Raw genomic sequence first — 25,260 nt, 5'->3', positions numbered from 1 at the left:
ATGATGAATATGCTACGCAGGGCGCTACTGGCCAGCGCCCTCTTCGCGGCAGCCGGCGCCGGCATTCCCGGCCTGGCTGCCGCCCCCCTCGTGATAGGCTACGCGCAGGCCGGCAACGACAGCGCCTGGCGCAACGCCAACAGTGCTTCGATCAAGGCCGCCGCGGCGCTTGAAGGCATCACGCTCAAATTTGCCGATACCGCGCAAAACCAGGAAAGCCAGATTGCGGCGATCCGCTCCTTCATCGTTCAAAAAGTCGATCTGATCGCATTCACGCCCATGGCCGATGCGGGCTGGGACACGGTGCTGCGCGAAGCGAAGGCGGCAAGGATACCGGTCATCCTGACCGGCCGCGCCATCGTGCCGGCCGAGATGGAGCTGGCCGCCGCCTTTCTCGGTTCCGACTATGCCGAGCAGGGACGGCGCGCCGGCCGCTGGCTGGCCGCGCGCGCGGCCGGAACGCCGAACGCTTCCTTCCATATCATTGAATTGCAGGGCGCGGCGGAGTCGCCTGCCGCCCTCGCCCGCAGCAAAGGCTTCGCGCAGGCGATTGCCGCCCATCCCAAGCTCAAGCTGCTGAACTCGCAGAGCGTGGCATCGTCGCGCGCCGAAGGCAGGCAGGCGGCCTCGGGCTGGCTGAAGGCAGGCGGCAAGAACATCAATGTTTTGTATGCGCACAGCGACGACATGGCCATGGGCGCCATCGACGCCATAGAAGAAGCCGGCCTGGCGCCGGGACGCGACATCCTGGTGATCTCGATAGGCGGTTCGCGCGGCGCGTTCGAAGCGATGGCCGCAGGAAAGCTCAACGCAACGATAGAATGCAGCCCGCTGGTCGGCCCCCAGCTGATGCAGCTGGGGCGCGACGTGGCCGCCGGCAAGCGCGTGCCCAAATGGGTGACGACGGCCGAGTCGGTTTTCCCGGCCGGAGCAGCGGCTGAAGAGCTTGCCAAGCGCAGGTATTGAAGCGCCCGCAAATCAAGGGCTATCCCGAATAAGCGCCCATACCCGTCGTTCCCGCGCAGGCGGGAACCCATGCGTCGCATGCTGAGAGGCGTAGCATGGATTCCCGCTTGCGCGGGAATGACAAATTGGTGGTCATTCCAGCTAGCCTAAGATAGCAATGCCGGCGCAGATTTCAGTTCCGAATCCGGCGCCGATCCCGGCGCCGGCACGCGTCAGGCCGCTACGCTCTCGCCGAGCGCGCGGTCGCGGTAGGTGCGCGGCGTGCAGCCGAGTTCGCGCTTGAACACCAGGTGCATATACTGCGTGGAGGTAAAACCGCAGCCCAGCGCCACGTCGGCAATGCTGCGCTCCCCGCATTCCAGGCCGGCCTTGGCGGCATCGAGCTTGAAGCGCAGGATCACGTCGTGCACGCTGCATCCGAGCTCCTGCCGGAAGTAGGCTTCCAGCGACGAGCGCGACACGCCCACATACTCGGCCACCTGGTGGGTCTTGATGCCCTGGCAGGCGTACTGGCGGATGAAGTGGCTGGCCCGCATCACGTGCGGATGCTTGACCGGCTGGTGCTGGCTGGAGGCGAACACATTGATGCCGGCCGGCGGCACCTGGATGCGGGTATCCGCCAGGCGCACGCCGTGCAGCATCTGGTCCAGCAGGTGCGCCGCCGTGCGGCCCATTTCCTGCGCGCCCTGGATCACGGAACTGAGCGGAATGCGGGTGAGCATGCGCACCAGCGGGTCGTTGTCGATGCCGATCAGCGCCACTTGCTCCGGCACCTCGATGCCGGCCAGGGTGCAGGCCTGCAGCAGCTGGCGCGCGCGCGCATCGGTGACGCCGATGATGCCGATAGGCTTGGGCAGGCTGCGCAGCCAGGCGATCTGGCCTTGCACCGATTCGTCCCACGACGACGCGCTGGTTTCGCAGCCCCGGAAAATCTCGCCTTCCATCTGGTCTTCCTGCATCAGGCTGAGGAAGGCATTCTCGCGCTCCTGCGCCCAGCGGTTTTCCTTGGCCTTGGGCAGGCTGAACATGGCGAAACGGTGCAGGCCGACGTCGATCAGGTGGTCCCGTGCCAGTTTGATGAGCTTGAAGTTATCGGTCGCCACGTAGGGCACGCCGCGCGGATAGTCGGTTTCGTCGGCATAGGAGCCGCCCACCGCCACCACCGGCACGCTGCAGCGCGACAGCGCCGCGGCCACGGCGGGATCGTCGAAATCGGCGATGATGCCGTCGCCCTGCCAGTCCTCGATGCCGGCCAGGCGCAGGCGGAAATCCTCTTCCAAAAATAAATCCCAGGCCGCGCGGGTGCTGCCCAGGTAGGCGGCGATGCCGGCGGTGACTTCACGGTCGAAACTCTTGTTTGCGTTGAACAGCAGGGCAATCCGATGCACTTTCGTTTTCATGGTCTTGGTCTCCGGTCGTTCTATTTTTATAAAGCTGAACCCGTCCCTGCGGAAATGACGGGCATATCGCCATTCGTGCCGGCTATCCTGCCGTACACGATCCCTGGACCGCCGTTGTCATATAGACGGTGCCGTAGGTATTCAAATCGCCCGCAACGAACTGCCCGTTGCCGGGGCCGCCATACTGGTGGACGTCTACGCGGGAACACTGAATGGCGGCCTTGCCGCCATTTAAAAAGGCGGTGCCGGCCATCAGATAAACATTGGAGACATTATTGGGATCCCGGGCATAAGTGATGCCGCGGACTGTATCCCATTGATAACTTGCCGCAAGCGCGGAAAGTGCCGAAAGTGCCGTTACCAGCGCCGCGGACAGCAGCGCGCAAATCGCTTTCAATTGCAAAGGTCTCCTCCTTTACTGTCTTTTATATATTTCGGGCTATCACTTCCCGCCGCCGGGCGCTTTATGGCAGCGCCTCGGCCGGTGTGGATTGCGTCATGGAAGGCAGATGCCGACGGCTAACCCATGGCCCAAGCATATTGCTCAGGGCGGGGCGACGGTAACGCCTGGAGAGGGATTTCTATCACCGTGCAGAAATTGCGATTAGTTCTGCAGGGAGTGCAAGCGCGCTGAACAACGCTAGCGTGGGGCGTCCGCAGGGGGGACGGGCAACCCGGCCTCGCAGCCTGGCGGTGGTTCTTGCTGCGTAGCAAGGGTGCGGAATGCTTTCGGCGTGCAACCGTATTCTTCCTTGAACAGCCTGTTAAAGTAGGACACGTTGCCGTAGCCGACCGAATAGGCGATTTCGGCCACCGCTGCGTTGCTTTTCTCGGCCAGCAGCCTGGCCGCTTCGGTCAGCCGCAATTTATTCAGGTAGCTGGTGAATGTCATGCCGAGTTCTGTTTTCAGCAATTCATTGACCTTATTGCGGTTCGCACCGGTTTCGGCAACCACACGTTCCAGGTCCAGTTCAGTATTGGTGTAATTCGTGGCGATAAAACGCAGCACGGAAGCCTTTTCCTTATCCTTATAGGGCTCCAGCGTTAATTGACGATAGGCGACCAGTGCCAGGTCTTTTTTCAGCCTGGAGTCCAGGCTGGCGATCAGCGCGCGGGAATGGGCACGGAAAAACCAGACGCCGAATGCAATAAAACCTGCCAGCAGTATCACCGCCAGCGCCGCGATATACCGGTAGTCCCTGCCGCGCAGCGTCAGTTCGCTGATTTCCACCTGGGTATCCATCTCGCGCGGACTGTTGCTGCTGGTGCCGAACAGCAACCTCCCCACCTTGTCCAGCTGGTAGCCCTGGCGCGTCAGGTCGAGCTTCATGTTGTAAAACCACCAGTCGGGTATGGTCAGCCGCGTCATGTCCAGCGATACCGGCACGCCATGGCTATTGCAAGAATAGTAAGTCGCGGGCGAGCGGTAGGTCTCGAATTCGCCCAGCCTGGACACTTTCTCGTCGAAGGTGGAAATGGCAAACACCATCGAATTGGAGGGCGCGCACTTGGCCAGGAAAGTGATGGTGGAATACATCGACCAGTCCGCCAGGACAGGCCGTCCCTTTCCGTCGACGGGCACCATGACGGCCGAGGCGAACGGATAGGTCGCCACATTGGTCAACTTGAGGCCGAAGCGCAGCCGCTCCCCCTTGGTTTCATCGATGCGGACCAGCGAGGTCCCGCCATGGCTGGCATCCACATAGGCGGCATATTGCCAGTGCATGCCGCTTTGATCTGCCTGCAGCAGCTTGACCGTGAGGTAGCTGCGGGAGACGAAAAAGGCCGCAAACAGCGCGTCTGCGACCACCAGAAGTACAAGTGCCAGCAGTGCCTTCTTATAGAACTCTTGCATTATGATACGGTCGGTTGTTAGGTCTCAGCGCCTCACCTCTCGCGGATGGGCTGCCCGTATCATAACAGCACAAACCGGCCCCGGCATGTTCCCCGACGCGTCTGGAGCCCGCTTGCCGCACCGGGCCGGAAACCGGATGGCTTCCGGCGTCCCACCGCGTGCGCCGGCCCGTGCGGAGGAAGTCTTAGCGCTTCCCGGCCTTCAGCGGCTTGCCGTTCACGTCGTAGACTGCCGCTTCCAGGTGCACCACCTTGCTGACAGCCTTGCCGTCGGCTGCTGCTGCGGCATCGGCCGCGAGGATGACCTTGTAGTCGCCCTTCGCCACTTTCCAGGTCTTGCTGGCCGAATCGTACATGGCCAGCAGGCGCGGATCGACGGCGATGGCAGCCTTGACGACGGCGCCCGGCGCCGCGTCGGCCTTGTGGAAGCCGACCAGGCGCTTGGGCGCTTCCCAGCGGGCGCTGACCGGCGCCACATAGACCTGGGCCACTTCCTTGCCCGCGACCTTGCCCACGTTTTTCACGCTGAAGGACGCGTGCAGCACGCCGTCCTTGACGCTGGTGGACAAGTCCGTCAACGCGAAGTCGGTATAGGACAAGCCATGGCCGAACGGGAACAGCGGCTTGAGGCCCTTCAGGTCGAACCACTTGTAGCCGACCGCCGCGCCTTCGTGATAACTGACGTCGAAGCGCTTGTCGGCCACTTCGGGGAAACCGTCCAGCGCGGGACGCGGCAACTGGGATTCCGACGCCGGGAAGGTGGCCGGCAAGTGGCCGGACGGGTTGACCTCGCCGAACAGCACGCCGGCGATCGCCTCGCCGCCGCTGCTGCCCGGATACCAGGCCTCCAGCACCGACGATACCTTGGACAGCCAGGGCATGGTCACCGGGCCGCCGGTTTCCAGCACCACCACGGTCTTCGCGTTCGCCTCCGCCACGGCCGCGATCAGCGCATCCTGCTTGTCGGGCAGCGACAGGTTGGGCATGTCGAAACCTTCGCCGGTCCACTGGGTGGCAAACACTAGGACCACGTCGCTTTCACGCGCCAGCTTGGCGGCGGCGGCAGGATCGGCGCCGTCGCTGTAGGCCACCACCGCGTTGGGCAGGCGCGCCTGTATCGCTTTCAACGGCGACGAAGGATAGATCATCACCGGGCCGGGCCAGATCTTGGGCATCAGTTCCGGCGCCGCATTGCCGCCGGCCGGATACACCAGCGACGAGCCGCCGCCGGCCATCACGCCACGGTCCGCGTAGCCGCCGATGACGGCGACGCGCTTGACCGCTTTGTCCAGCGGCAGCACCTTGGCGCTGTTTTTGAGCAGCACCATGCCGTCCTGCGCGTCCTTGATCGATATGGCGGCGTGGTCCTTTAAGTCTATGCTGCTGACGGGCGCCCCGACCGGTTGATCCACCACGCCGTGCTCGAACATGGCGTGCAGGATGCGGCGCGCCATGTCGTCCAGGCGCGTTTGCGGCACCCAGCCGTTCATGACGGCTTCCTTCAGCGGCGGGCCGAAATAGTCGGCCAGGTCGAAGGGCATGCCGGATTGCTGGTCCAGCCCGGCGTTGGCGGCCGGTATGGTGCTGTGCGTCGCACCCCAGTCCGACATCACCCAGCCCTTGAAGCCCCAGTCTTTTTTCAGTACCTGGTTCAGCAGATAGTCGCTTTCGCAGCCGTAGACGCCGTTGATGCGGTTGTAGGAACACATGACCGAACCGGGCTTGCCCTCCTCGTTCGCGATCTGCAGGGCCAGCAGGTCGGACATGCGCGCCGACTGGTCGTCGATCTTGACGTTGAGCGTGGTGCGCCCGGTCTCCTGGTCGTTCAGCGCGAAGTGCTTCAGCGTGGAGATCACGCGGTTGGACTGGATGCCCTTGATCTGCGCGCCGACGATCTTGCCCGCCAGCAGAGGGTCCTCGCCGGCATACTCGAAGTTGCGGCCGTTGCGCGGCTCGCGCATCAGGTTGACGCCGCCGGCCAGCAGCACGTTGAAGCCGTAGGCGCGCGCTTCCGCGCCTATCATGGCGCCGCCCGCGTAGGCGGTGGCCAGATCCCAGGTGGCAGCCGTGTTCAGGCCGGACGGCAGCGCCGTGCCGGCGCGCGCCTGCGGCCCGCCCTGGCTGGCGATGCCCAGGCCGGCGTCGGTTTCGCGCAGATGCGGTATGCCAAGACGTGGCAAACCGTAGATGAAGCCGGCCGACTGCACGTGCGATTCCTCGGGCCGCTTGAACTTCTTCGACTCCATGTCGTTGCCCAGGTAGCCGTAGACCAGTTTCAATTTCTCGTCCAGGGTCATTTCCCTGACCGCCAGATCCGCGCGCTCGCCGGCGCCCAGGCGCGCGTTCAGCCACGGCTGCGCACCGGTTTCGGCGGCCAGCACGGTGCCGCAGCACATGGCCACGGCGGCCGACAAAACACTGATCTGCTTCTTGAGTCTCATGATTGCTTCCAATGCTGTTAGTTGCTGTTAGTGACTTGACTTGTAAAAATGGGGCGGCCTGAGCCGCCCCGAAAACCACCCCTTGGGGCAGTCGGATACACCGGAGGGAAAAACCTATTTGGCCGCGTTGACGATGGCGGCTGTCACGTCGGGGTATCCTTGCGTGCCGGCCGCACGGTTGAACAGGCCCGATTGATGGTTGGCAGTGTAGCCGTTGTCCCAGTACATCGGCACCACGCCGCGCGTGAAGGCGGCATGCGTGATGTACTGGTCCCAGTATTTGCGGTTGGTGCCGGCCGCATCGTATTCGGTGCGCAGGCTGGCAGCGTATTCGCCAAGGATGACCGGCACGCCCTTGTCGACGAAGCCGGTTTTCATTTTCTGGAACTGGGCATCGGTGTAGGACTCATTGGCCCAGCCCGAAGGATTTGCAGCCTGCCCCCACTGCCAGGAGGTGCTGTTGGTGTCCAGCGTGAAATCGAACGGATCGTAGTAGTGCACTTCCATCATCAGGCGGCTGGCCACCCAGTCGCTGGGCATGGCGGCATTGCAGTTGATCGCGTTGTCGATGTTGGTGTTGTAGGCTTGCACCACCAGGTGGCGGCTGGCGTTGTTGCCGCCGGTGCCGCGCACGGCGGTGATGAAGGCCTGGTTGAAGCCATTCTGCACCGAGCAGTACTCGGCCGTCGGCGGATTGTAGTTCCCGTCGACCATCACCTCATTGGTGCCTGCAAACAGCAGGGTGTCGTCATGGTTCTTGAAGTTGTTGGCGATCTGGGTCCAGAACTTGCTCAGCCTGGCGTTGGCCACGCCCTGCTGGGCGTAGGTCGGCTGCATCCAGCCGCCGTCCCAATGGATGTTGATCATGGCGACCAGGCCCGCATTGTGCGCGTAGTTCACCACCTCGGTGACGCGATCCATCCACTGCGGGCTGATATTGTCGTTCGCGTCCGCGTAGCGCTTCCACGACACAGGGATGCGCACGCTCTTGAAGCCGGCCGCCTTGATGCCGTCGAACAGCGCCTGGCTCGCCTTCGGGTTGCCCCAGGCAGTCTCGCCGAAATTGGTGCTGCCCCACACGTAGGGGTCGCCCATCGCTTCCAGCGTATTGCCCAGGTTCCAGCCGGGCGACATCTGTCCGGACAGCTGCATGCTGGTCATGTTGCGCATGACGCCCACGCGCACGGCCTTGGCGGCGCCGGAATTGTAACTGCCGGTGCCGGCGCTGAACTTGACCCAGTACCAGTAAGCGGTTCCGGGCGCCGCACTGATGTCGGTGTAACTCGATGCATTTTTGTTAATGACGGCGATGCGGCTGCGGCCGTTCGCATCGGTGTCGGTGTCGCGGTAGATCTGCACCCCGCTGACGGCGCCGCTGACGGTCCAGCTCAACTGGACGCCATTGGCATCGCTGGCCGCCGTCAGGCACACCGTCGCACCGCCACCCGTACCGCAATTCTGCGCTTGCGCAAACGGCGCCGCGCAGACCGCAATCGAAAACAAGGCCTTCGATAACACAGCTTTCATCTAGCTCCACCTTTCGTTAAGGGACCGGGCGCGGCGGGACCGGGTGCGGCGCATTCCGCGATCCCGGGCAGCTACCGTTGCAACGTATTGTGGAAGCAGCGCCCATGGGCCGCAATTGCAATAATCGCGAATGCAGACTATGAAATTGCGCAGACGGCGGGCGGATTGCAGACAAATCATTCTCCGCATCGGTCATTTTCGCAATTGCGCGGGCGCGTCGCGCGCGTCAAGATAGCTCAGTTTGTTGCGAAACCAATACCCAGGAAGAGATCGAATGCTAAAACGGACTGTACTCTCATGCGCCCTGTCGTACGCGCTCGCGGCGGCGCTGCACGCGCCGGCAGCCGCGCAGACGGCACCCGCCGCCCCGCCGGAATTCCCCACCGTGCTGTATGGCGCTGCCTACTATCACGAGTACATGCCCTACGAGCGCCTGGAAAAAGACGTGGCGATGATGAAGGCCGCCGGCTTCAACGTGGTCCGCCTGGGCGAATCCACCTGGAGCTTGTGGGAACCGGAAAACGGCCGCTTCGAATACGCGTGGATGGACCGCGTCATCGACGCCATGGGCAAGGCCGGCATCAAGGTCATCATGGGCACCCCGACCTACTCCATACCCGCCTGGATGGCCAGGCAGAACCCGGAAATCCTGGCGCGCAAGTTCAACGGCGTGCAAAACACCTACGGCATGCGCCAGAACATGAACACCGACTCGGCGGCCTACCGCTTCTATGCCGAGCGCCTGATCCGCAAGATAGCCGCCCGCTACAAGGACAACCCCAACGTCATCGGCTGGCAGGTCGACAACGAGACCGGCACCTACGGCGCGGCCAACGACGACGTGTTCGTCCGTTTCCAGCACTATCTGGAAAAGAAGTTCGGCACGCCGGAAAACCTCAGCAAGGCCTGGTTCCTGAACTACTGGGGCCAGAACCTGCACAGCTGGGTGGACCTGCCGCGCCCGGACGGCGCCCAGAGCACGGGCTACAAGCTGGAATGGTCGCGCTGGGGCCAGATGCGGGTGACCGACTTCCTGACGTGGCAGGCCGGGCTGATACGCGAAAGCGCCTCGCCGCGCCAGTTCGTCACGCACGATTTCGCCGGCTCCATGCACGGCGACGTCAACGAAGTGGCCGTAGGACGCGCACTCGACATGCCGGCCGTGAACATCTACCACTGGGGCCAGCGCGAGTACTACAACGGCGCGGGGCAGACGCTGGACGCCGACTTCACGCGCTCGCTCAAGCGCGGCAATTTCCTGGTCACCGAGACCAATGCGCAGAGCACCGACTGGAGTTCGTCGTTCCAGTACCCGCCCTATGATGGCCAGTTCCGCCAGGACGTCTACACCCACCTTGCCAACGGCGCCAACATGGTCGAATACTGGCACTGGGCGTCGGTCCACGCGAACCAGGAAACCTACTGGAAAGGCGTGCTGTCGCACGACCTGGAACCGAACCGGGCCTACGCCGAAATGAGCCGCACCGGCCGCGAACTGCAAAAGATCGGCCCGCGCCTGGTGAACCTGAAACTGCACAACGACGTGGCCATCCTGTGGAGCCGGGATACACTCAACGCCCTCAACGACATGCCGTTCGCGAAGGAGTCGCAATGGGGCGGTACCGGCACCAAGGCCGATTACGGCTCGCTGGTGCGCCAGATCCACCGCCAGCTGTACGACATGAATGTCGGCACCGATTTCGTGTTCGACGACACCCAGGACTTCTCGTCCTATAAAATGCTGGTGGTGCCTTCCCTGTACGTGGCCGACGAGGCGCTGCTGCGCCGCATTTCGGACTACGTGAAGAAAGGCGGCCATGTCGTGATGACCTTCAAGAGCGGCTTCGCGAACGAGAACGCCGCCGTGCGCTGGACCATGGCGCCGGGCCCGTTGCGCGAGGCGCTCGGCTTCCACTACCAGGAATTCTCCAACCTGGCGCAGCCGCTGGCCTTGAAAGGCGATCCCTTCCAGGCCGGGGCCGAGAACAAGGTGCAGCACTGGGCCGAGTTCCTGGAGCTGGACACGGCCAAGGCGCTGGCCTGGTACGACCATTCCTTCTTCGGCCGCTGGCCCGCCATCACGTCCAACCAGTTCGGCGCGGGCAAGCTCGTGTACGAGGGCACCTATCTGTCGGACAAGCTGCAAAAAGCGGTGCTGCAGTCGTCCCTGAAGGAGCTTGGCCTTGGGGAGCCGGAGCAGCCCTTGCCGGCCAGCGTGCGCACGCGGTCCGGCACCAACGGCTACAAGCGGGCCGTCCACTACTACTTCAACTACTCCGGCACGGAAGTGAGCTTCAACTACCCGCGCAAGGCCGGCATCAACCTGCTGGCGGACCGCCGGGTCGCCGCTTCCGAGAAACTGACGCTGGCGCCGTGGGACGTGGCAATCATCGAGGAAGACGGCAAGCATTGATATCGTCCACGCCCGCAATCTGACCCCGGGGGTGTTGCGTGCCGCGTTCCGGAACCTAGAACAGGTGCTGGCGCAGTGCGTACCAGGACTCCGGTTGCGATGGCGATACGCTAAAGTCGGCCAGGGCGGCCAACTCTGCGCTGTCGGTGACCGCCACCACAGCGAGGCCAGCGGCCTTTGCCGCCGTGATGCCGACGCGGCTGTCCTCGAAGGCAATGCAGGAATCGGCGGAGGCGCCGTGCAGTGCAAGGGCGTGCAGATAGGCGTCCGGCGCCGGTTTGCCGCGCGCTACGTCGTCGCCGCTGCACACGTGGCGGATGTGCTGACGTATGCCCAGATGGCGCAGCGACGCTTCGATGATGCGTGGGTGGGCATTGGACACGACCGATTGCGCCAGCCCGTGCGCGGCGAACCAGGCGCAGCACTCCAGCGACGCGGCGAGCGGAGTGGTGACGCTCAGGTTGGCGACGAAATAGTCCACCACCGCGCTGTACCAGGCGGTATATTGCCGCGGCATCGGCTCCGCCGGATCCAGTGCGAACTGGTGCCGGTAGTTGGCCGCGGCTCCTGTCCCGGGCAATACGCCGGGCGCCCCTTCCGCCGCCTGGCCAAGTCCCAGGAATGCCCGTCGCATCGACTCCTGGTGCAGCGGCTCGCTCTCAATCAACGTGCCGTCCAGGTCCCATAGCACCAGTTCCGGCGACTTCATCTTCATGCTCAACACCATGTCTCCTCGGTAGCGTCATTTTGCGGCGCGCCGTTTGCCGTTCCGGTCAGGCCCGGAATCAGCGCAGTTTAGGACAGAGTGTTGGCCATGGCGAGCGTGCGCGGCCGCGCCAGGCCGCATTTCTTGCATTTGGCTGTCAACGGCCTTTCAGTGCCCTTTCACTTCAGCGGCGCCCGCTGCTCGCGAAAGATGCGCTGGGCGTAGTGGTACAGGTTTTCAGCCCAGCTGTCGCGGTCGTGGCCGTATTCGTCCACGTTCCAGACGTGGGGAACGCCTTGCTGCTTCAGATAGCGGTGCACGCCCTGCGATATGGATATCAAGCCATCCTTGTTCCCGCACGACAGGTAGAGCAGCTCCAGCCGCGAGCGTGCCTGCTCCGGGTCGGGCAACAGTTCCGCCCCGGGCCGCGTGTTGGGCGCCGACGAGAAGCCAGCCACCCAGGCGAAGGTATCGAGATGCCCGAGGCCGAAGTTCAGCGCCTGCCCTCCCCCCATGGACAGCCCGGCGATCGCGCGCTGCCTGCGCTCGGCAAGGGTCGGATACCGGCTGTCGATTGCCGGGATCAATGACGCCAGCAGCTCACCCTCGAATTTTGCGAAACCTTCCACGTGCTCGGGCGTGAAGGTGCGCTCGGCCGGCGGCACCCTGTCGTCGGGCAAGGCCCGTCCGTTGGGCATCACGACGATCATCGGCACGGCCTTGCCGCCGGCGATCAGCTTGTCGAGGATGGCTTGGGCGCGCACGTAGCCGCGCCACTCGTCCTGGGTGCCGCCGATGCCGTGCAGCAGGTAGAGCACCGGGTAGCGGCGCGCCTTATCAAAGCCCGGCGGCAGATAGACGCTGGCCTTGCGGCGGGTGCCGGTGACAGGGGAATCGTAGCCGAACTCCTCCACCCGGCCCTGCGGCGCACCGGCTTGCGCGTCCGCGAAGCCGGCCGGCGGGGCGGGAAAAGCGCGCACGTCGTCCGGCGCGAGCGCCACGGTCCCGATGGGTGCGCGGCCATTTCCTGCAGCTGCGGCGGCGCCCGCGGCGGGCGCGGAGGCCAGCAATTTCTCGATATCGGGGCGGATCCCGTCGGCGAAGATGCGGTAGCCCGCTTCGGACAAATGCAAAAAGTCCGGCTGGAGTTCGGCCGACAGCGCGCCGTCGGCGCCGATGAAGCGCGCGCCGTAGTCATGGAAAAAGACCGCCTTGCCGTCGTCCAGCGTCTTGACCAGCTTGTTGAGCGCGACGACGCTCTGGCGTTCCGGCGCGTCAGCTATCGCGCCTTCCGGCAGAACCGCGTTGAGCAGGATGCGCGCGTCCGGATACTGCTTGCGCAAGGCCGCCACCACGGCCTGGATGCCGCCGAACACCTGCTCCGGTTTGTCCCCGCACAGATTGATGTTGTTCACGCCTATCATCAGCACCACCACCTTGGGCTTGAGCGCGGCGATGGCGGGATTTTGCAGGCGCCACAGCACGTTGCCGGTACGGTCGCCGCCGATGCCGAAATTGGCCGCTTTCAGGCCGCCGAAATTCGCGTCCCACAGCGCCTTCGGCCACATCTCCGTGAGCGAGTCGCCGACGAACATGACGTCGACGCCGCCTCGCGCCGCGCGCGCGGCCTGGTCGTCGTGCATCTGGTTCCAGCGCGTCATGGACATCCATGGGTAGTCCACTGCGCGCGGTGCGGCAGTGGTGGCGCACGCGGACGTGTGTCCCTGCCCGCCGTCCGGGACGTTCGCCGCCGCGCCCGCCGCAGCGTTCGCCGACACACTCCCCGGCATCAGCTTGCGCAGCTCAGGCTCCAGGCTGCGCGCCCAGATGCCGTAACCCTGCTCCGACAGGTGCAGCAGATCCGGCATGACGTCGCGCGACAACGTGCCGTCGGCATTCATCAGTGCTGAATTGATGTCGGCGAAGAACACCCTACGCCCGTCCGCGTAGCCCGCGATGATCTCGTTCACGCGTGCGTTGAGGCGGCGCAGGTAGCCCGTGGGCTGCTCTTCACGCGGGAACACCGCCAGCACCAGCACCTTGGTGTCCGGCAGGCGGCGCCCCAGCTCGTCGAGGATGGCCTTGACGCCGGCCGCCGTGGCCTTGGGCTCGTCCTGGCGGTCGCCGGTGTTGTTGGTGCCTATCATCAGCACCGCCACCTTGGGCGCGATGCCGTCCACTTCGCCGTGCTGCAGGCGCCACAGCACGTTTTCCGTGTGGTCGCCGCTGAAGCCCAGGCCCACGGCGTTGTACTTATCGTAGTAGCGTTTCCACACCGGCATGCCGGCTTTTTCCCAGCCTTCGGTGATGGAGTCGCCGATGAAGACCACCTGCGGCTCCTTGCCAGCTTCCTTCAGCTTGCGGATTTCCTCCAGCTTCCTCTCGTGGCGCGGCACCCATTGCCCGAGCGCCCAGGCGTGACTCAGAGGCTCGGGCGTGACCGCCTGGGTGCGGTAGTCCGGGCAGTCCGCGTTGGCCTTGCCGTTGCGCACCAGCTTGATGTTGGCCAGCGCCACTTCACCCGTCCCGTTACCGTCCAGCGCGAACGGAACCTGCACCTTGCTGAAGTCATCCTCGGCGCGCGCAAAGCACGCCAGCGAAAACGACAGGTGTTGCCAGCCCTTGCCTTGCAGCGCGCGGCCGGGCAGCACGTAAGGCAGCTTGCGGTCGCATTCGGGGCCGCAGCGCATGGTGAAATAGATGCCGCCTTCGGCCAGCTCCACCACGTTGAGGTCGAATTCCAGCGTCCCCCTGGCGGTATAGTCGCGCAAGTCCAGCGGGGTGCCGCCGTCGAGGCGCAGGCCGGCGTACCAGGCGCTTTTCCATTGCAGCGTCAGCGCGCCGCGCTTGCCCGCCACTTGGCCGGCCCGGGCGCCCACGCTGCCGCCCGGCACTTGCGAGTCGGCCGGCTTCGGCAGGGTGAGTGCATCGCCCCGCAGCACCTGTTCGGGGCCTTCGAAGCCGGCCACCGTGGCCTGCCACGACTGCAGCGGCTTGCCGGAATAAAGGAGGATTTCACCTTTGCTGGCGCCCTGCGCGCAAAACGCCCAGGCCGACAAGCCGGCCAGCAGCAGGGATTTCTTGACTGGGACTGCGAAAAAGCGGATGTCCTGGCTCATAAAAACTCAGCGTAAAAGGAACGATTGTGCTCCCGGCGTCAAGGCGCGGCAATTATTAAAACCGCCAAGCATGCAAACGAAATTCCGCAACCGGAACTGCGCGGCGCCGGCGGCACGATCCATCATCGGCCGGCCGTCTCAGATGACAGTGCGGCGCCGGAACCAGCCCGCCAGCGACAAGCGCTCGCAGGTCGCCGGCAGCACCTCGTGCAGCATGTCGGCCGACAGGAACAGCACCAGCCGGCTGCCGAGCGGCACGATGTCGCGTGCCAGTTCTCCCCGGGGATGCAAGCGCAGCGCCCCGCCCTGCTCGGGCAGCCAGCCGGGGTTCAGGTAGATCACGACCGAGACGGTGCGCAGGTCGTCGTCGCGGAAACGGTCCAGGTGGCGGCTGTACGAGGCGCCCGGCGCGTAGAGCGCGAAGTGGCTTTCATAATTGTCCAGCCCGAGGAAGAAGGCGCGGTTCAGCGCCAGGCGCAGCGTTTCCATGATGACCCGGTAGCGGTCGCAGGCGTCGGACTGGCCCGCCTCCAGCCAGCGGGTCCGGTCGCCGCGTATCTCCGGGCGCAGCGCCTGCGCGGCGCCCCGGCCGACGGCCGCGAAGTCGAGTACGCCGCTGGCGGCCAGCGCGCGGCATTCCGCCGCCAGCGCCAAGGTCAATTCTTCAGGTAAAAACTGGTTCTGCTGCGACCAGCCGTGCGTGGCCAGGTCGTCCAGCGTGACCTGGTGCAGCCATGGCCCCGGCGGGGTCGCGGTGGCGGGCGTATCTGTATGCATCTGGAACGCTTTCCTGGTCGGCGTGCGGACAAAAATATCGTCAACCAGCCAGGAGTGCTGATCAAACGCCGCCGCCTTCCGGCCGCTGCGCATTTTTGAGCGGCCATGGTAACACCGTCCGGCCAGCCCGTGGGCCTGGCAGCGCGTTATGGAACAGGTAGCCGCCGGCGACCGCCGTCACGTCCGACAAGTTAACGAAAGCGGCCGGATCGAAGCCTGCCATGTTGCGCCGCTGACCTCGGTCAAGTCTGGAATGCGTGGCCTTCGTCGGACAGCCTAGCCGCAGCGCTTCCGCCTGAAGTCGCGCAGCACCTCGCGCGCCGCGTTGTGTCCCGGGGCGCCCGTCACGCCGCCGCCGGGGTGGGTGCCCGCGCCGCAGGTGTACAACCCGGCTATCGGGCCGCGGTAGTCGGCGTGGCCCAGCATGGGCCGCGCCGAGAACAGCTGGTCCAGCCCCAGCGCGCCGTGGAAGATGTCGCCGCCGACCAGGCCGAACGTGCGCTCCAGGTCCAGCGGACTCATGATCTGCCTGCCGAGCACGGACTGCCTGAAATTGGGCGCGTAGGCATTGACGGTGTCTATCATCAGGTCGGCGACGGTGTCGCGGTGCGCGTCCCAGCTGGCGCCGTCGGGCAGTTGCGGCGCGACATGCTGGCAGAACAGGCTGGCCACATGCTGGCCGGGCGGCGCCAGCGTCGGGTCCAGCGTCGACGGTATCAGCACTTCCACGATGGGCTTGCGCGCCCAGCCGAGCGCGCGCGCGTCGTGGTAGGCGCGCTCCATATAGTCCAAGCTAGGCGCGATGATGATGCCGCTGCCGTGGTGCTCCGCCATGGTTTTGCCCGGCAAGCAGCTGAAGTCGGGCAGTTCCGACAGCGCGACATTCATGCGGAAGGTGCCCGAGCCGCAGCGCCAGCCCTGCATGCGGCGCAGGAAGTCGGCGGGCAAGGCGGCAGAGTCGAGCAGCGTCGTATAGAGCAGCCGGGGATTGAGATTCGATACCACCACCCGCGCGGCCAGCCGTTCGCCCGCAGACGTGACGACGCCCGTGGCCCTGCCCTTGTCCAGCAATACTTCGCGCACGCCGCCGCCGGTGCGGATTTCGACCCCTTGCGCCTGGGCCGACCTGGCCATGGCTTGCGTGATGGCGCCCATGCCGCCGATGGCATGGCCCCAGGCGCCCTTCTTCCCGTTCACCTCGCCAAACACGTGGTGCAGCAGCACATAGGCCGAACCAGGCGTGTAGGGACTGGCATAGTTGCCGACGATGCTGTCGAAGCCGAAAGCCGCCTTGATGGGGGCGCTGTCGAACCAGCCGTCCAGATAATCGCCGGCCGACTTGGTGAACAGGTCTAGCAGGTCGCGCTGCGTCGCCAGGGGCAGCTTGCGCACGCGGTTGCCCAGGCCGCCGGCCTTGATCAGTTCGGGCAAGGCGCTGAGCCAGTTCCCCTGCACCAGGTTGGGCGGGGTTTGCAGCACTGTGTCGCGCAGCACCGAGGCCGCCGCCTCCAGCTGCTCGCCATAGGCCTGCAGCCGGTCCGCGTCGCGCTGGGAAAACTTCGCCACCTCGGCGGCGGTTTTGCCCGCGCCGACTTTGAGGTAGCGGCCGTCTTCAAGGGGCAGGAAGTTCGACAGCGGGCGTTCGACGATCTTCAGCCCGTGCCGTGCCAGTTCCAGGTCGTGGATCACCTTGGGGTTGAGCAGCGACACGGTATAGGCGGCCACGGAATTGCGGAAGCCCGGATGGAACTCCTCGGTCACGGCCGCGCCGCCGACAGTGCTCCTGCGTTCCAGCACCGTGACCTTCAGTCCGGCCCGCGCCAGGTAATGCGCACACACCAGGCCGTTGTGGCCGCCACCAATAATAATCGCATCGCGCATCAGATTCATCCTCTCAACATGAGGCTTGATTGTGCGGCCGTGCTCGGCAAATTGCATTGCGCAGCTAGACGAAGTGCTGGAAAATACTGAGCATACTGACGAATATTTCGGCGAAAGGAAGCATGGACGCTATCGACCTTCAACTGCTGGCCCTGCTGCGCGAAAACGCGCGCGCCGCCACTGCCGAGCTGGCGCGCAAGCTCGGGCTCTCGCGCACCACTGTGCAAAGCCGCATCGACCGCCTGCAGCGTTCCGGCATCGTCATCGGCTATACGGTGCGCACCAGTGCGGATTACCAGGCGGGGCTGGTGCGCGCGCTGGTGATGATCACGGCCACGCCGAAACTGACGCCCGCCATAGAGCGCGCCCTGCGCCGCATCGCCCAGGTGCGCACGCTGCATTCGGTGAACGGGATCTACGATTTCATTGCCGGCGTCGAAGCGGCGTCGGTGGAGGAACTCGACGGGGTCGTGGACCGGATCGGTGCGCTCGACGGCGTCGAGCGCACCACCACGTCCATCATCATGACGACCCGCATCGACCGCTAGGCATGGATTACTCGCGCGGGCCCTGGTACATCAAGCCGCTGTCGTTCAGGCCGAACTTGAACTTCCTGTTCATCTCGATGATCTCGGCGCCGGCCAGCAGCGCCGGGCCGTAGCCATGGGCCGCCTTCACGCTGGTGGGACGGTAGGCGTAGAACGCCGGGTCGAACGCCATGCCGGTGCCGACACAGATGCCTTCGATCTGGCCGTTCGCGGCGACCTTGCTGGCCACCGCGTTCCATGCCAGGTTGGCCATCGGGCCGTACATCTGAGCGTCGACGTAGCCACGGTTGACGGCGCGCGAGATCGCATAGGTGTAGATAGCGGTGGCGGAGGTTTCCTGATAGGTGTCCGGCCGGTCGATCAGCTGGTGCCAGAAGCCGTCGCGGCTCTGGTACGAGGCCAGGCCCTTGATGTGGGCGCGCAGCTGTTCCAGCACGGCGCCGCGCTGCTTGTGATTCTTCGGCAGCACTTCCAGGATCTCGACCATGGACATCACGGCCCAGCCGTTGGCGCGCGCCCAGTGCATTTCGGGATGGTCGCGCAGGCCTTCCACGTAGCCGTGCATATAGATGCCAAGGCGCGGATTGAACATGCGTTTGGAGAACTGCAGCACCTGTTTGGCCGCGTCGTCGAAGTGCTTGCGCTCCCCCGTCACCGCGCCCAGGTAGGCCATGGTCGGCACACCCATGAACATGTCGTCCAGCCAGACGGTGTCGGGCAGGGGCCGCATTTTCGCGCCGCCCTTGCCATCCGGGCCGCCGCGCGCCAGCGTGCCGTCCTTGAGGCGGTATTCCTTCGTGGTGACGAAGTCGCCGCAGATGCCTATCATTTGACCGTAATCTACCGGCGATCCGGCCAGCTTGGCCTTCATGAAGCTGTGGCACAGCGCGCCCGCGTCGTCCAGCGCGTGCGGGTTCAAAAAGCTCTTGATGGGCGCATGCGAATTCTTCAAGTCGGCCTGCACGGCCGGATAATAGGTTTTGGTCAGTTGGGACAGCAGCTGGTGGCGCTTGAGCGTGTAATCGGTGTAGCGCTGGTCGCCCGTTGCCGCGCCTGCGGCCAGCATGCCCAGATAGGTCACGCCCCACTCGTAGCTGGTCAGGCGGAAGTCGCCCGGCTTGAGCACCGCGTCCGGGTCGGCGCGGGACAGGTCGGTAATGGCCGCGCCGCTGGCCTTGCTGACCAGTTCAGCCGGCGTGGTCCGGTCCAGGTACTCGAACACCCGGTCCAGCACCGCCTTCACTTCGGCCGCCTCCATCGCGCGGTACGGCGTCGGATACACGACCTGCGAGGCGTGCAGCATGGCGTCGGCGGCGGCCGGGCCCTTTTCCTGCGCCACCGGCGCTTCCTGGGCGGATGCGCCCAAGGCCAATGGCAACAGGCCGGCGGCAAGCGCCCAGGTCAGACGGCGGCGCAGCTTCGGGGCATTCATGTATGACGTCTCCTTGTGTCGAATATCGGCTCACTTGCAAGCTCCCTAGGATATTCGACAAAGAATGATCGCTGCGATCAATATCGTGACTAAAGACCGACGGCCCGATTAGCCGAACGTGAACGCATAAGCCTCGGCGCCTTTGTCCAGGAAGCGGATTTCGAAGCGCCGCTGGCGCACCTTGCCGGACTGGCGCACCAGCTGGTACAAGCGCGTTGCGCTGACGACGCCGTTGCCCTCGGCGTCGATATCGGCGCCATGGTCGGCGCCCGGCGCCTGGCCGTCCAGCGTGACCTTGATGCGCACGCTGCCGCCCGCCTTGCCCGGCCCGAGCACCAGGTGCAGGTCGCGCGCGCTGAAGCGGTGCGCGACGCCGGCGTTCGGCAGTCCTGCCATCGCGCTCTCGGCGCCCACCGTCCACTGCCCGGACAAACCCCACTCGTTCAATTGCAGCGCGCCGACCGTGTACTGCTGCGGGCGGTCCTCGAGCACCCGTTCCGGCGAGCGGAAACTGGCTGCCTGGCGGTAGCCGATATAGGCTTCGCCTGAACCAAGTTGGTCGAGATTGGGCGCCATCTGCTCGGCTGGCGCGGCCGGATTCACCAGGCCGCTGTCGACAGCGCTGCCGCGCGCCTCGCCAAGCAGCGACTGGATGGCGCGCTCCATCTTGTCGAAATTACCTTCGCCGAACTGCTTGTAGCGGATTTTGCCGTCGGCGTCGACCAGGTAATAGGCTGGCCAATAACGGTTGCCCCATGCCTGCCAGATGCTGTGGTTGCTGTCCACGGCGACCGGGAAGTCGATCTGGAAGCGGCCCACGGCGGCGTTGACGTTGGTGAGGTCCTGCTCGAACTTGAACTCCGGCGTGTGGACGCCGACCACCGCCAGCCCCTGGTCCCGGTACTTGCCGGCCCAGGCGCGTACATAGGGCACGGTGCGGATGCAGTTGATACAGGAATAAGTCCAGAAATCGACCAGCACTACTTTTCCGCGCAACTGCTTAAGCGTCAGCGGCGCCGAATTGAGCCAGGTCGCAGCGCCGTCGAAGCCGGGAGCGGCGCCCTCCACGGGAAGCTTGCTGCGGAACGGTACGGCAGGCGCGGCGGCCGCCGTTGCCGCAAGAATGCTCGCCACGCTACCAATAAAAGCCAAAGAAATGCGTTTCATTCGCCTGCCTCGCCTAAAGTAATTGTCGATAGCGAGATTACACCGCCCCGCTGTGTCGGGCAGATGTCGGGAAGCGCTCCTTGTGTATCAGGACGCGGGCAGGACATATTGCGATACAAAACGCTGATAGCGCAGACGGCTGGCGCAATAAAGGGATGGTAGCGCTGACAATAGCCGGCCACAGGATTTTCGCCACAGTTTGTTATGCAAAATTCACATCACTTGCTAATCAGCAATTCAAAACCACAATTAACTTGTAGACTAAGCGCACCGAATATCTGGATTGAATAACCTTCATTATTAAAAGATATGCTACTAAATGAACCCATACCCGTCCCCATACGCAAGGGACCACCACGGCTGCAGGATGCGATAGCACCGATATCCGCGACCAACCAGCCGCACGAGATGGCGGACGTCGACGATATCGGCGACGCGCTGACGCTTCTGGCCGAGACGGGCGACCCAATCTCGATGTACGCGGCCGGCAGCCGCGAGGTGATGCTGGGACGCATACTGTCGGTCGATCCCGAGTTGCCGCATTTCGTGATGGAGTTGAACGTAGGCGAAACCCTGCCGCCCGGCAGCGTCACCTTTGTGGCCTGGCTGCGCAACGCGAAGCTGCAATTCCGCCTGTCCGATCCAGCCTGGCGTCCAGTGCCCGGCAAGCCGACGCAGATACCCATGACTTTCCCGGAAGTATGCGATGTGCTGAACCGGCGCGCCTCGGCGCGCCTGGAAACGCCGCTGGGCGCCAATTTCATGGCCTCGTTTGTGATGAGCGGCAATCCCTATGAATTGGCGCTGTACGACTTCTCTCTGGGCGGGGTCGGCATGCGTTGCGCGAAGCGCGATGCGAAGGGCCTGCTCAGGGGCCGCAAACTACAGGACGTGCGGCTGGAACTGGGACCGGAGACCGTCATCGTCACAGATCTGGAAGTGCGCCTGACGCGCGCCTACCGGTCCTTTCTGCTGGGCGAACAGCTCCATGTCGGCTGCAAGTTCATCAATATGGCGCCCGAGATGGAAGGCGAGATCGCCAGCCTGCTCGACAAGATGATCAATACCCAGCGGCGGCGCTGAGCGGGATCCGCCTCGGAAAAAACAGTCGGTCTACCTGCGTACTGGATGATCACCTGTTCAAGGTTGCCGGGCCTGGCCGACGGCCCGCGCCGGCATCTGCCACAGGCGCGACTTGATGCAGGCAATGCAGCGCGGCGTCAAGCCGTCGCGGGCCGAGCGCATCGTATCGAAAAACTCATGATCGGCCGGCCAGTATTCGCCGCATGACAGGCAGCGCTTTTCGTCGCCAAGTTCGGAAATGATTTTTCTGGGTGTATAAATCGACATCGGTTTGCATCCACGGTTAGGCGGTGAGCGCGCATGCCTGCCGGATAACCCGCTGCAGCGTCGCCGGCGGCATCCGGTCCGCCACCTGCTGGCAGTAACCCAGTATGTCGGGCGCGATGCAAATGCCCATTTGCTCGGCCTGGATACAGCGCATCAGCGCCAGCTTCCCGTGGCCGAAGTCGACTGAACGCTGAAGCAGCTTGAGCATGGCTTCGGCGCTCCGGTCCTGCGATACCGCGAGCTTGAGTTGACGGATTCCCTGGCGCCGCATATGTGGGTTCACATATTGCGGCGGTACTGGCCGCCGACCTCGAACAGCGCGCCGGTGATCTGGCCCAGCGAGCAGACCCGCACGGCGTCCATCAGCCTGGCAAACACGTTCTCGTTGTCGATGGCCGCCTTCTGCAGCGCCGCCAGCGCGGCCGGCGCTTCGGCCGCATGCTGGGCGTGGAAGGCTTCCAGGCGGCTGAGCTGCGACTGCTTTTCATCGTCGGTCGAACGCGCCAGCTCGATCGGCGCCGGCGTGCCGGTGGCCTTCGGGTTGCGGAAGGTGTTCACGCCGATGATGGGCAAGGTGCCGTCGTGCTTCTGGTGCTCGTACAGCATCGACTCTTCCTGGATCTTGCCGCGCTGGTAGCCTGTTTCCATCGCGCCCAGCACGCCGCCGCGCTCGGCGATGCGCTCGAACTCCTGCAGCACCGCCTCCTCCACCATGTCGGTCAGCTCGTCCATGATGAAGGAACCCTGGTTCGGATTCTCGTTCTTGGCCAGGCCCCACTCGCGGTTGATGATCAGCTGGATCGCCAGCGCCCGGCGCACCGATTCGTCGGTCGGCGTGGTGATGGCTTCGTCGTAGGCGTTGGTGTGCAGCGAGTTGCAGTTGTCGTAGATCGCGATCAGCGCCTGCAGCGTGGTGCGGATGTCGTTGAAGTCGATCTCCTGCGCGTGCAGTGAACGGCCCGATGTCTGCACGTGGTATTTCAGCTTCTGCGAGCGGTCGTTGGCGCCGTATTTGTCGCGCATGGCGACGGCCCAGATGCGGCGGGCGACGCGGCCCAGCACCGTGTATTCCGGGTCCATGCCATTGGAGAAGAAGAACGACAGGTTGGGCGCGAAATCGTCGATGTGCATGCCGCGCGCCAGGTAGGCTTCGACGAAGGTGAAGCCGTTCGACAGTGTGAACGCCAGCTGCGAGATCGGGTTCGCGCCCGCCTCGGCGATGTGGTAGCCGGAGATCGACACGGAGTAGAAATTGCGCACCTGGTGGTGCACGAAGTATTCCTGGATGTCGCCCATCACCTTGAGCGAGAACTCGGTCGAGAAGATGCAGGTGTTCTGGCCCTGGTCTTCCTTCAGGATGTCGGCCTGCACGGTGCCGCGCACGTTCTGCAGTACCCAGGCGCGGATCGCCGCCGCCTCGCCGGCATCCGGCGTGCGGTCATTGTCGGCGACGAATTTGTCGACCTGCTGGTCGATGGCCGTGTTCATGAACATGGCCAGGATGGTCGGCGCCGGGCCGTTGATGGTCATCGACACCGAGGTGCTCGGGCTGCACAGGTTGAAGCCGTCGTACAGCACCTTCATGTCGTCCAGCGTGGCGATGGACACGCCGGAGTTGCCCACCTTGCCGTAGATGTCGGGGCGGACCGCGGGGTCGGCGCCGTACAGCGTGACCGAGTCGAAGGCGGTCGACAAACGCTTGGCGTCCATGCCGGTCGAGACCAGCTTGAACCTGCGGTTGGTGCGGAAGGCGTCGCCTTCGCCGGCGAACATGCGGGTCGGGTCTTCGCCCTCGCGCTTGAAGGCGAACACGCCGGCCGTGAACGGGAAGGAGCCCGGCACGTTCTCGGACATCAAGAAACGCAGCACTTCGCCGTCGTCCTCGTAGCGCGGCAGCGCCACCTTGCGGATACGGGTGCCGGACAGCGTGTGCGCGACCAAACGGGTGCGGATTTCCTTGTCGCGGATCTTGACCACGTAGTCGTCGCCCGCGTAGGCCTCCTGCATGTCCGGCCACTGGGCCAGCAGCTTTCTGGCGCCGGCTTCCATGGCGCTGTCGCGGTCGGCGATCAGTTCGTCGAAATCGGCGCCCAGGTCCAGGCCCGCCTTGGCGGCGGCCAGCATGCGCTTGGCTTCGCGCAGCTGCTGGCGCTCGCGCGCCAGCTTGACCTGTTTGGCGGTGTTCTTGTGGTAGCCGCGCACGGAGTCCGAAATCTCGGCCAGGTAGCGCGCGCGCGCCGGCGGCACGATGACGTGCTTGCCGGTGCTGTAGCGCACGTCCGACTTCGGCAGCGTGCCTGCGGTGATCTTCATGCCGAATTCGGCCAGCCTGGCCACCAGGCCCTGGTACAGCGCGGTCACGCCGTCGTCGTTGAAGCGCGAGGCCTGCGTGCCGTAGACCGGCATCTCCTCTGGACGCTTGGCCCACAGTTCGCGGTTGCGCTGGTACTGCTTGGCGACGTCGCGCAGCGCGTCGAGCGCGCCCTTGCGGTCGAATTTGTTGATGGCGATGAAGTCGGCGAAATCGAGCATGTCGATCTTCTCCAGCTGCGAGGCGGCGCCGAATTCCGGCGTCATCACGTACATGGAGACGTCCACGTGCGGCACGATGGCGGCGTCGCCCTGGCCGATGCCCGACGTCTCGACGATGACGAGATCGAAGCCGGCCACCTTGCAGGCGGCGATCACGTCCGGCAGCGCCTGCGAAATCTCGGAGCCCGCTTCGCGCGTGGCCAGCGAACGCATGAAGACACGGTTCTGGCCAGCCCACGGCGCGATGGCATTCATGCGGATGCGGTCGCCCAGCAGCGCGCCGCCGGATTTGCGGCGCGACGGGTCGATCGAGATGACGGCGATGTTCAGCGCATCGCCCTGGTCGAGGCGGATGCGGCGTATCAGTTCGTCGGTCAGCGAGGATTTGCCGGCGCCGCCGGTGCCGGTGATGCCCAGCGCCGGCACGGCCAGGCCTTTCGCTGCCTCCTGCAGCTCGGCGCGCAGCGCGGGCGCGGCCTTCTCGTTCTCCAGCGCGGTGATCAGCTGGGCCAGCGGGCGGTGGCGCGCAGAAATGTCCAAACCCGCGCCGCCTTCACGCAGCGGCGCCAGCGAGGTCGGCGAATACTGGGACAGGTCGATGTCGCACTGCTGCACCATCCACTGGATCATGCCCACCAGGCCCATGCGCTGGCCGTCCTCCGGGCTGAAGATGCGCGTCACGCCGTAGGCATGCAGGTCCGCGATTTCCTCCGGCACGATCACGCCGCCGCCGCCGCCGAACACCTTGATGTGGGCGCCGCCGCGTTCGCGCAGCAGATCCAGCATGTATTTGAAGTATTCGACGTGGCCGCCCTGGTAGCTGGAGATGGCGATGCCCTGCACGTCCTCGGCCAAGGCTGCGGTGACGACTTCGTCGACCGAGCGGTTGTGGCCCAAGTGGACCACTTCCACGCCGTTCGATTGCAGGATGCGGCGCATGATGTTGATCGAAGCGTCGTGGCCGTCGAACAGCGAGGCGGCGGTGACGAAACGCACCTTGTTGGCCAGCTTTTGCTCCACCAAATTACTTGAAATCGAAAGATCGGTCACGGCTCGTCTCTTATAAAGGTTATGACTAGCGCCACGGACGGACACAGTCCTGACAACTGGTTTGAGTATAAAAAGTCCTTCCCCCGCGCGCCATGCC

General features: G+C 64.6%; 18 protein-coding genes. 4 read left to right on the top strand and 14 right to left on the bottom strand.

Annotated elements, in window-relative coordinates:
• Positions 1 to 3 precede the first annotated feature (3 nt).
• Positions 4 to 966 (top strand): ABC transporter substrate-binding protein, encoded by a 963-nt coding sequence (locus tag ACSQ8Y_RS05010; protein ID WP_436269754.1) that lies wholly within the window; start codon positions 4 to 6, stop codon positions 964 to 966.
• Between the two features lie 212 nt (positions 967 to 1,178).
• On the opposite strand, the gene ACSQ8Y_RS05005 is transcribed toward ACSQ8Y_RS05010, so the two are convergent.
• The 5 genes from ACSQ8Y_RS05005 to ACSQ8Y_RS04985 all read right to left on the bottom strand — a co-directional run bounded on the left by ACSQ8Y_RS05005 (position 1,179) and on the right by ACSQ8Y_RS04985 (position 8,188).
• Positions 1,179 to 2,366: a XylR family transcriptional regulator gene (locus tag ACSQ8Y_RS05005; RefSeq protein ID WP_436265353.1), complete on the bottom strand. Its 1,188-nt coding sequence runs from the start codon at positions 2,364 to 2,366 to the stop codon at positions 1,179 to 1,181.
• Between the two features lie 82 nt (positions 2,367 to 2,448).
• On the bottom strand, positions 2,449 to 2,769 hold the full coding sequence (locus ACSQ8Y_RS05000; protein ID WP_436265352.1) for a hypothetical protein: 321 nt from the start codon (positions 2,767 to 2,769) through the stop codon (positions 2,449 to 2,451).
• A 237-nt stretch (positions 2,770 to 3,006) separates the two neighbouring features.
• Positions 3,007 to 4,221, bottom strand: coding sequence for a helix-turn-helix domain-containing protein (locus tag ACSQ8Y_RS04995; protein ID WP_436265351.1), 1,215 nt, complete (start codon positions 4,219 to 4,221; stop codon positions 3,007 to 3,009).
• A 184-nt stretch (positions 4,222 to 4,405) separates the two neighbouring features.
• Positions 4,406 to 6,661 (bottom strand): glycoside hydrolase family 3 C-terminal domain-containing protein, encoded by a 2,256-nt coding sequence (locus tag ACSQ8Y_RS04990; RefSeq protein ID WP_436265350.1) that lies wholly within the window; start codon positions 6,659 to 6,661, stop codon positions 4,406 to 4,408.
• Positions 6,662 to 6,775: 114 nt separating this feature from the next.
• A complete protein-coding gene (locus ACSQ8Y_RS04985; RefSeq protein WP_436265349.1) occupies positions 6,776 to 8,188 on the bottom strand; it encodes a glycoside hydrolase family 5 protein in 1,413 nt (470 codons plus the stop codon).
• 274 nt (positions 8,189 to 8,462) lie between these two features.
• On the opposite strand from ACSQ8Y_RS04985, the gene ACSQ8Y_RS04980 reads away from it, so the two are divergent.
• Positions 8,463 to 10,601, top strand: coding sequence for a beta-galactosidase (locus tag ACSQ8Y_RS04980; protein ID WP_436265348.1), 2,139 nt, complete (start codon positions 8,463 to 8,465; stop codon positions 10,599 to 10,601).
• A gap of 55 nt (positions 10,602 to 10,656) precedes the next feature.
• Here ACSQ8Y_RS04980 and ACSQ8Y_RS04975 read toward each other — a convergent pair whose 3' ends face one another.
• The 4 genes from ACSQ8Y_RS04975 to ACSQ8Y_RS04960 all read right to left on the bottom strand — a co-directional run bounded on the left by ACSQ8Y_RS04975 (position 10,657) and on the right by ACSQ8Y_RS04960 (position 17,084).
• Positions 10,657 to 11,316, bottom strand: coding sequence for an HAD family hydrolase (locus ACSQ8Y_RS04975; RefSeq protein WP_436269753.1), 660 nt, complete (start codon positions 11,314 to 11,316; stop codon positions 10,657 to 10,659).
• A 170-nt stretch (positions 11,317 to 11,486) separates the two neighbouring features.
• Positions 11,487 to 14,426, bottom strand: a complete 2,940-nt coding sequence (locus tag ACSQ8Y_RS04970; RefSeq protein ID WP_436265347.1) for a GDSL-type esterase/lipase family protein — start codon at positions 14,424 to 14,426, stop codon at positions 11,487 to 11,489.
• 138 nt (positions 14,427 to 14,564) lie between these two features.
• Positions 14,565 to 15,203, bottom strand: coding sequence for a 2OG-Fe(II) oxygenase (locus tag ACSQ8Y_RS04965; protein ID WP_436265346.1), 639 nt, complete (start codon positions 15,201 to 15,203; stop codon positions 14,565 to 14,567).
• A 276-nt stretch (positions 15,204 to 15,479) separates the two neighbouring features.
• Positions 15,480 to 17,084, bottom strand: a complete 1,605-nt coding sequence (locus tag ACSQ8Y_RS04960) for a phytoene desaturase family protein (RefSeq protein WP_436265345.1) — start codon at positions 17,082 to 17,084, stop codon at positions 15,480 to 15,482.
• A gap of 122 nt (positions 17,085 to 17,206) precedes the next feature.
• Here ACSQ8Y_RS04960 and ACSQ8Y_RS04955 point away from each other — a divergent pair, with 122 nt between their 5' ends.
• Entirely contained in the window at positions 17,207 to 17,632 is a 426-nt protein-coding gene (locus tag ACSQ8Y_RS04955; protein ID WP_436265344.1) for an Lrp/AsnC family transcriptional regulator, read from the top strand.
• 7 nt (positions 17,633 to 17,639) lie between these two features.
• Here the strand turns inward: ACSQ8Y_RS04955 and ACSQ8Y_RS04950 are convergent, their stop codons facing one another.
• Together ACSQ8Y_RS04950 and ACSQ8Y_RS04945 are read right to left on the bottom strand one after the other, a co-directional pair.
• The gene (locus ACSQ8Y_RS04950; protein WP_436265343.1) at positions 17,640 to 19,064 is read right to left on the bottom strand and encodes a glycoside hydrolase family 88/105 protein; all 1,425 of its coding nucleotides are present in this window, start codon (positions 19,062 to 19,064) and stop codon (positions 17,640 to 17,642) included.
• Between the two features lie 108 nt (positions 19,065 to 19,172).
• Positions 19,173 to 20,231, bottom strand: coding sequence for a thioredoxin family protein (locus tag ACSQ8Y_RS04945; RefSeq protein WP_436265342.1), 1,059 nt, complete (start codon positions 20,229 to 20,231; stop codon positions 19,173 to 19,175).
• A gap of 408 nt (positions 20,232 to 20,639) precedes the next feature.
• On the opposite strand from ACSQ8Y_RS04945, the gene ACSQ8Y_RS04940 reads away from it, so the two are divergent.
• On the top strand, positions 20,640 to 21,314 hold the full coding sequence (locus ACSQ8Y_RS04940; RefSeq protein WP_436265341.1) for a flagellar brake protein: 675 nt from the start codon (positions 20,640 to 20,642) through the stop codon (positions 21,312 to 21,314).
• 57 nt (positions 21,315 to 21,371) lie between these two features.
• On the opposite strand, the gene ACSQ8Y_RS04935 is transcribed toward ACSQ8Y_RS04940, so the two are convergent.
• From ACSQ8Y_RS04935 to icmF, 3 genes are all read right to left on the bottom strand, one after another.
• Positions 21,372 to 21,581 (bottom strand): hypothetical protein, encoded by a 210-nt coding sequence (locus ACSQ8Y_RS04935; protein WP_436265340.1) that lies wholly within the window; start codon positions 21,579 to 21,581, stop codon positions 21,372 to 21,374.
• Between the two features lie 16 nt (positions 21,582 to 21,597).
• On the bottom strand, positions 21,598 to 21,789 hold the full coding sequence (locus ACSQ8Y_RS04930; RefSeq protein ID WP_436265339.1) for a hypothetical protein: 192 nt from the start codon (positions 21,787 to 21,789) through the stop codon (positions 21,598 to 21,600).
• 71 nt (positions 21,790 to 21,860) lie between these two features.
• Positions 21,861 to 25,163 (bottom strand): fused isobutyryl-CoA mutase/GTPase IcmF, encoded by a 3,303-nt coding sequence (gene icmF, locus ACSQ8Y_RS04925; RefSeq protein WP_436265338.1) that lies wholly within the window; start codon positions 25,161 to 25,163, stop codon positions 21,861 to 21,863.
• Between the last annotated feature and the right edge of the window lie 97 nt (positions 25,164 to 25,260).

This window comes from Pseudoduganella sp. LjRoot289, from assembly GCF_964252925.1.
Lineage (GTDB): Bacteria > Pseudomonadota > Gammaproteobacteria > Burkholderiales > Burkholderiaceae_D > Rugamonas.
The sequence above is the reverse complement of the archived record's forward strand: the minus strand, read 5'-3'. Positions and strand labels throughout refer to the sequence as shown.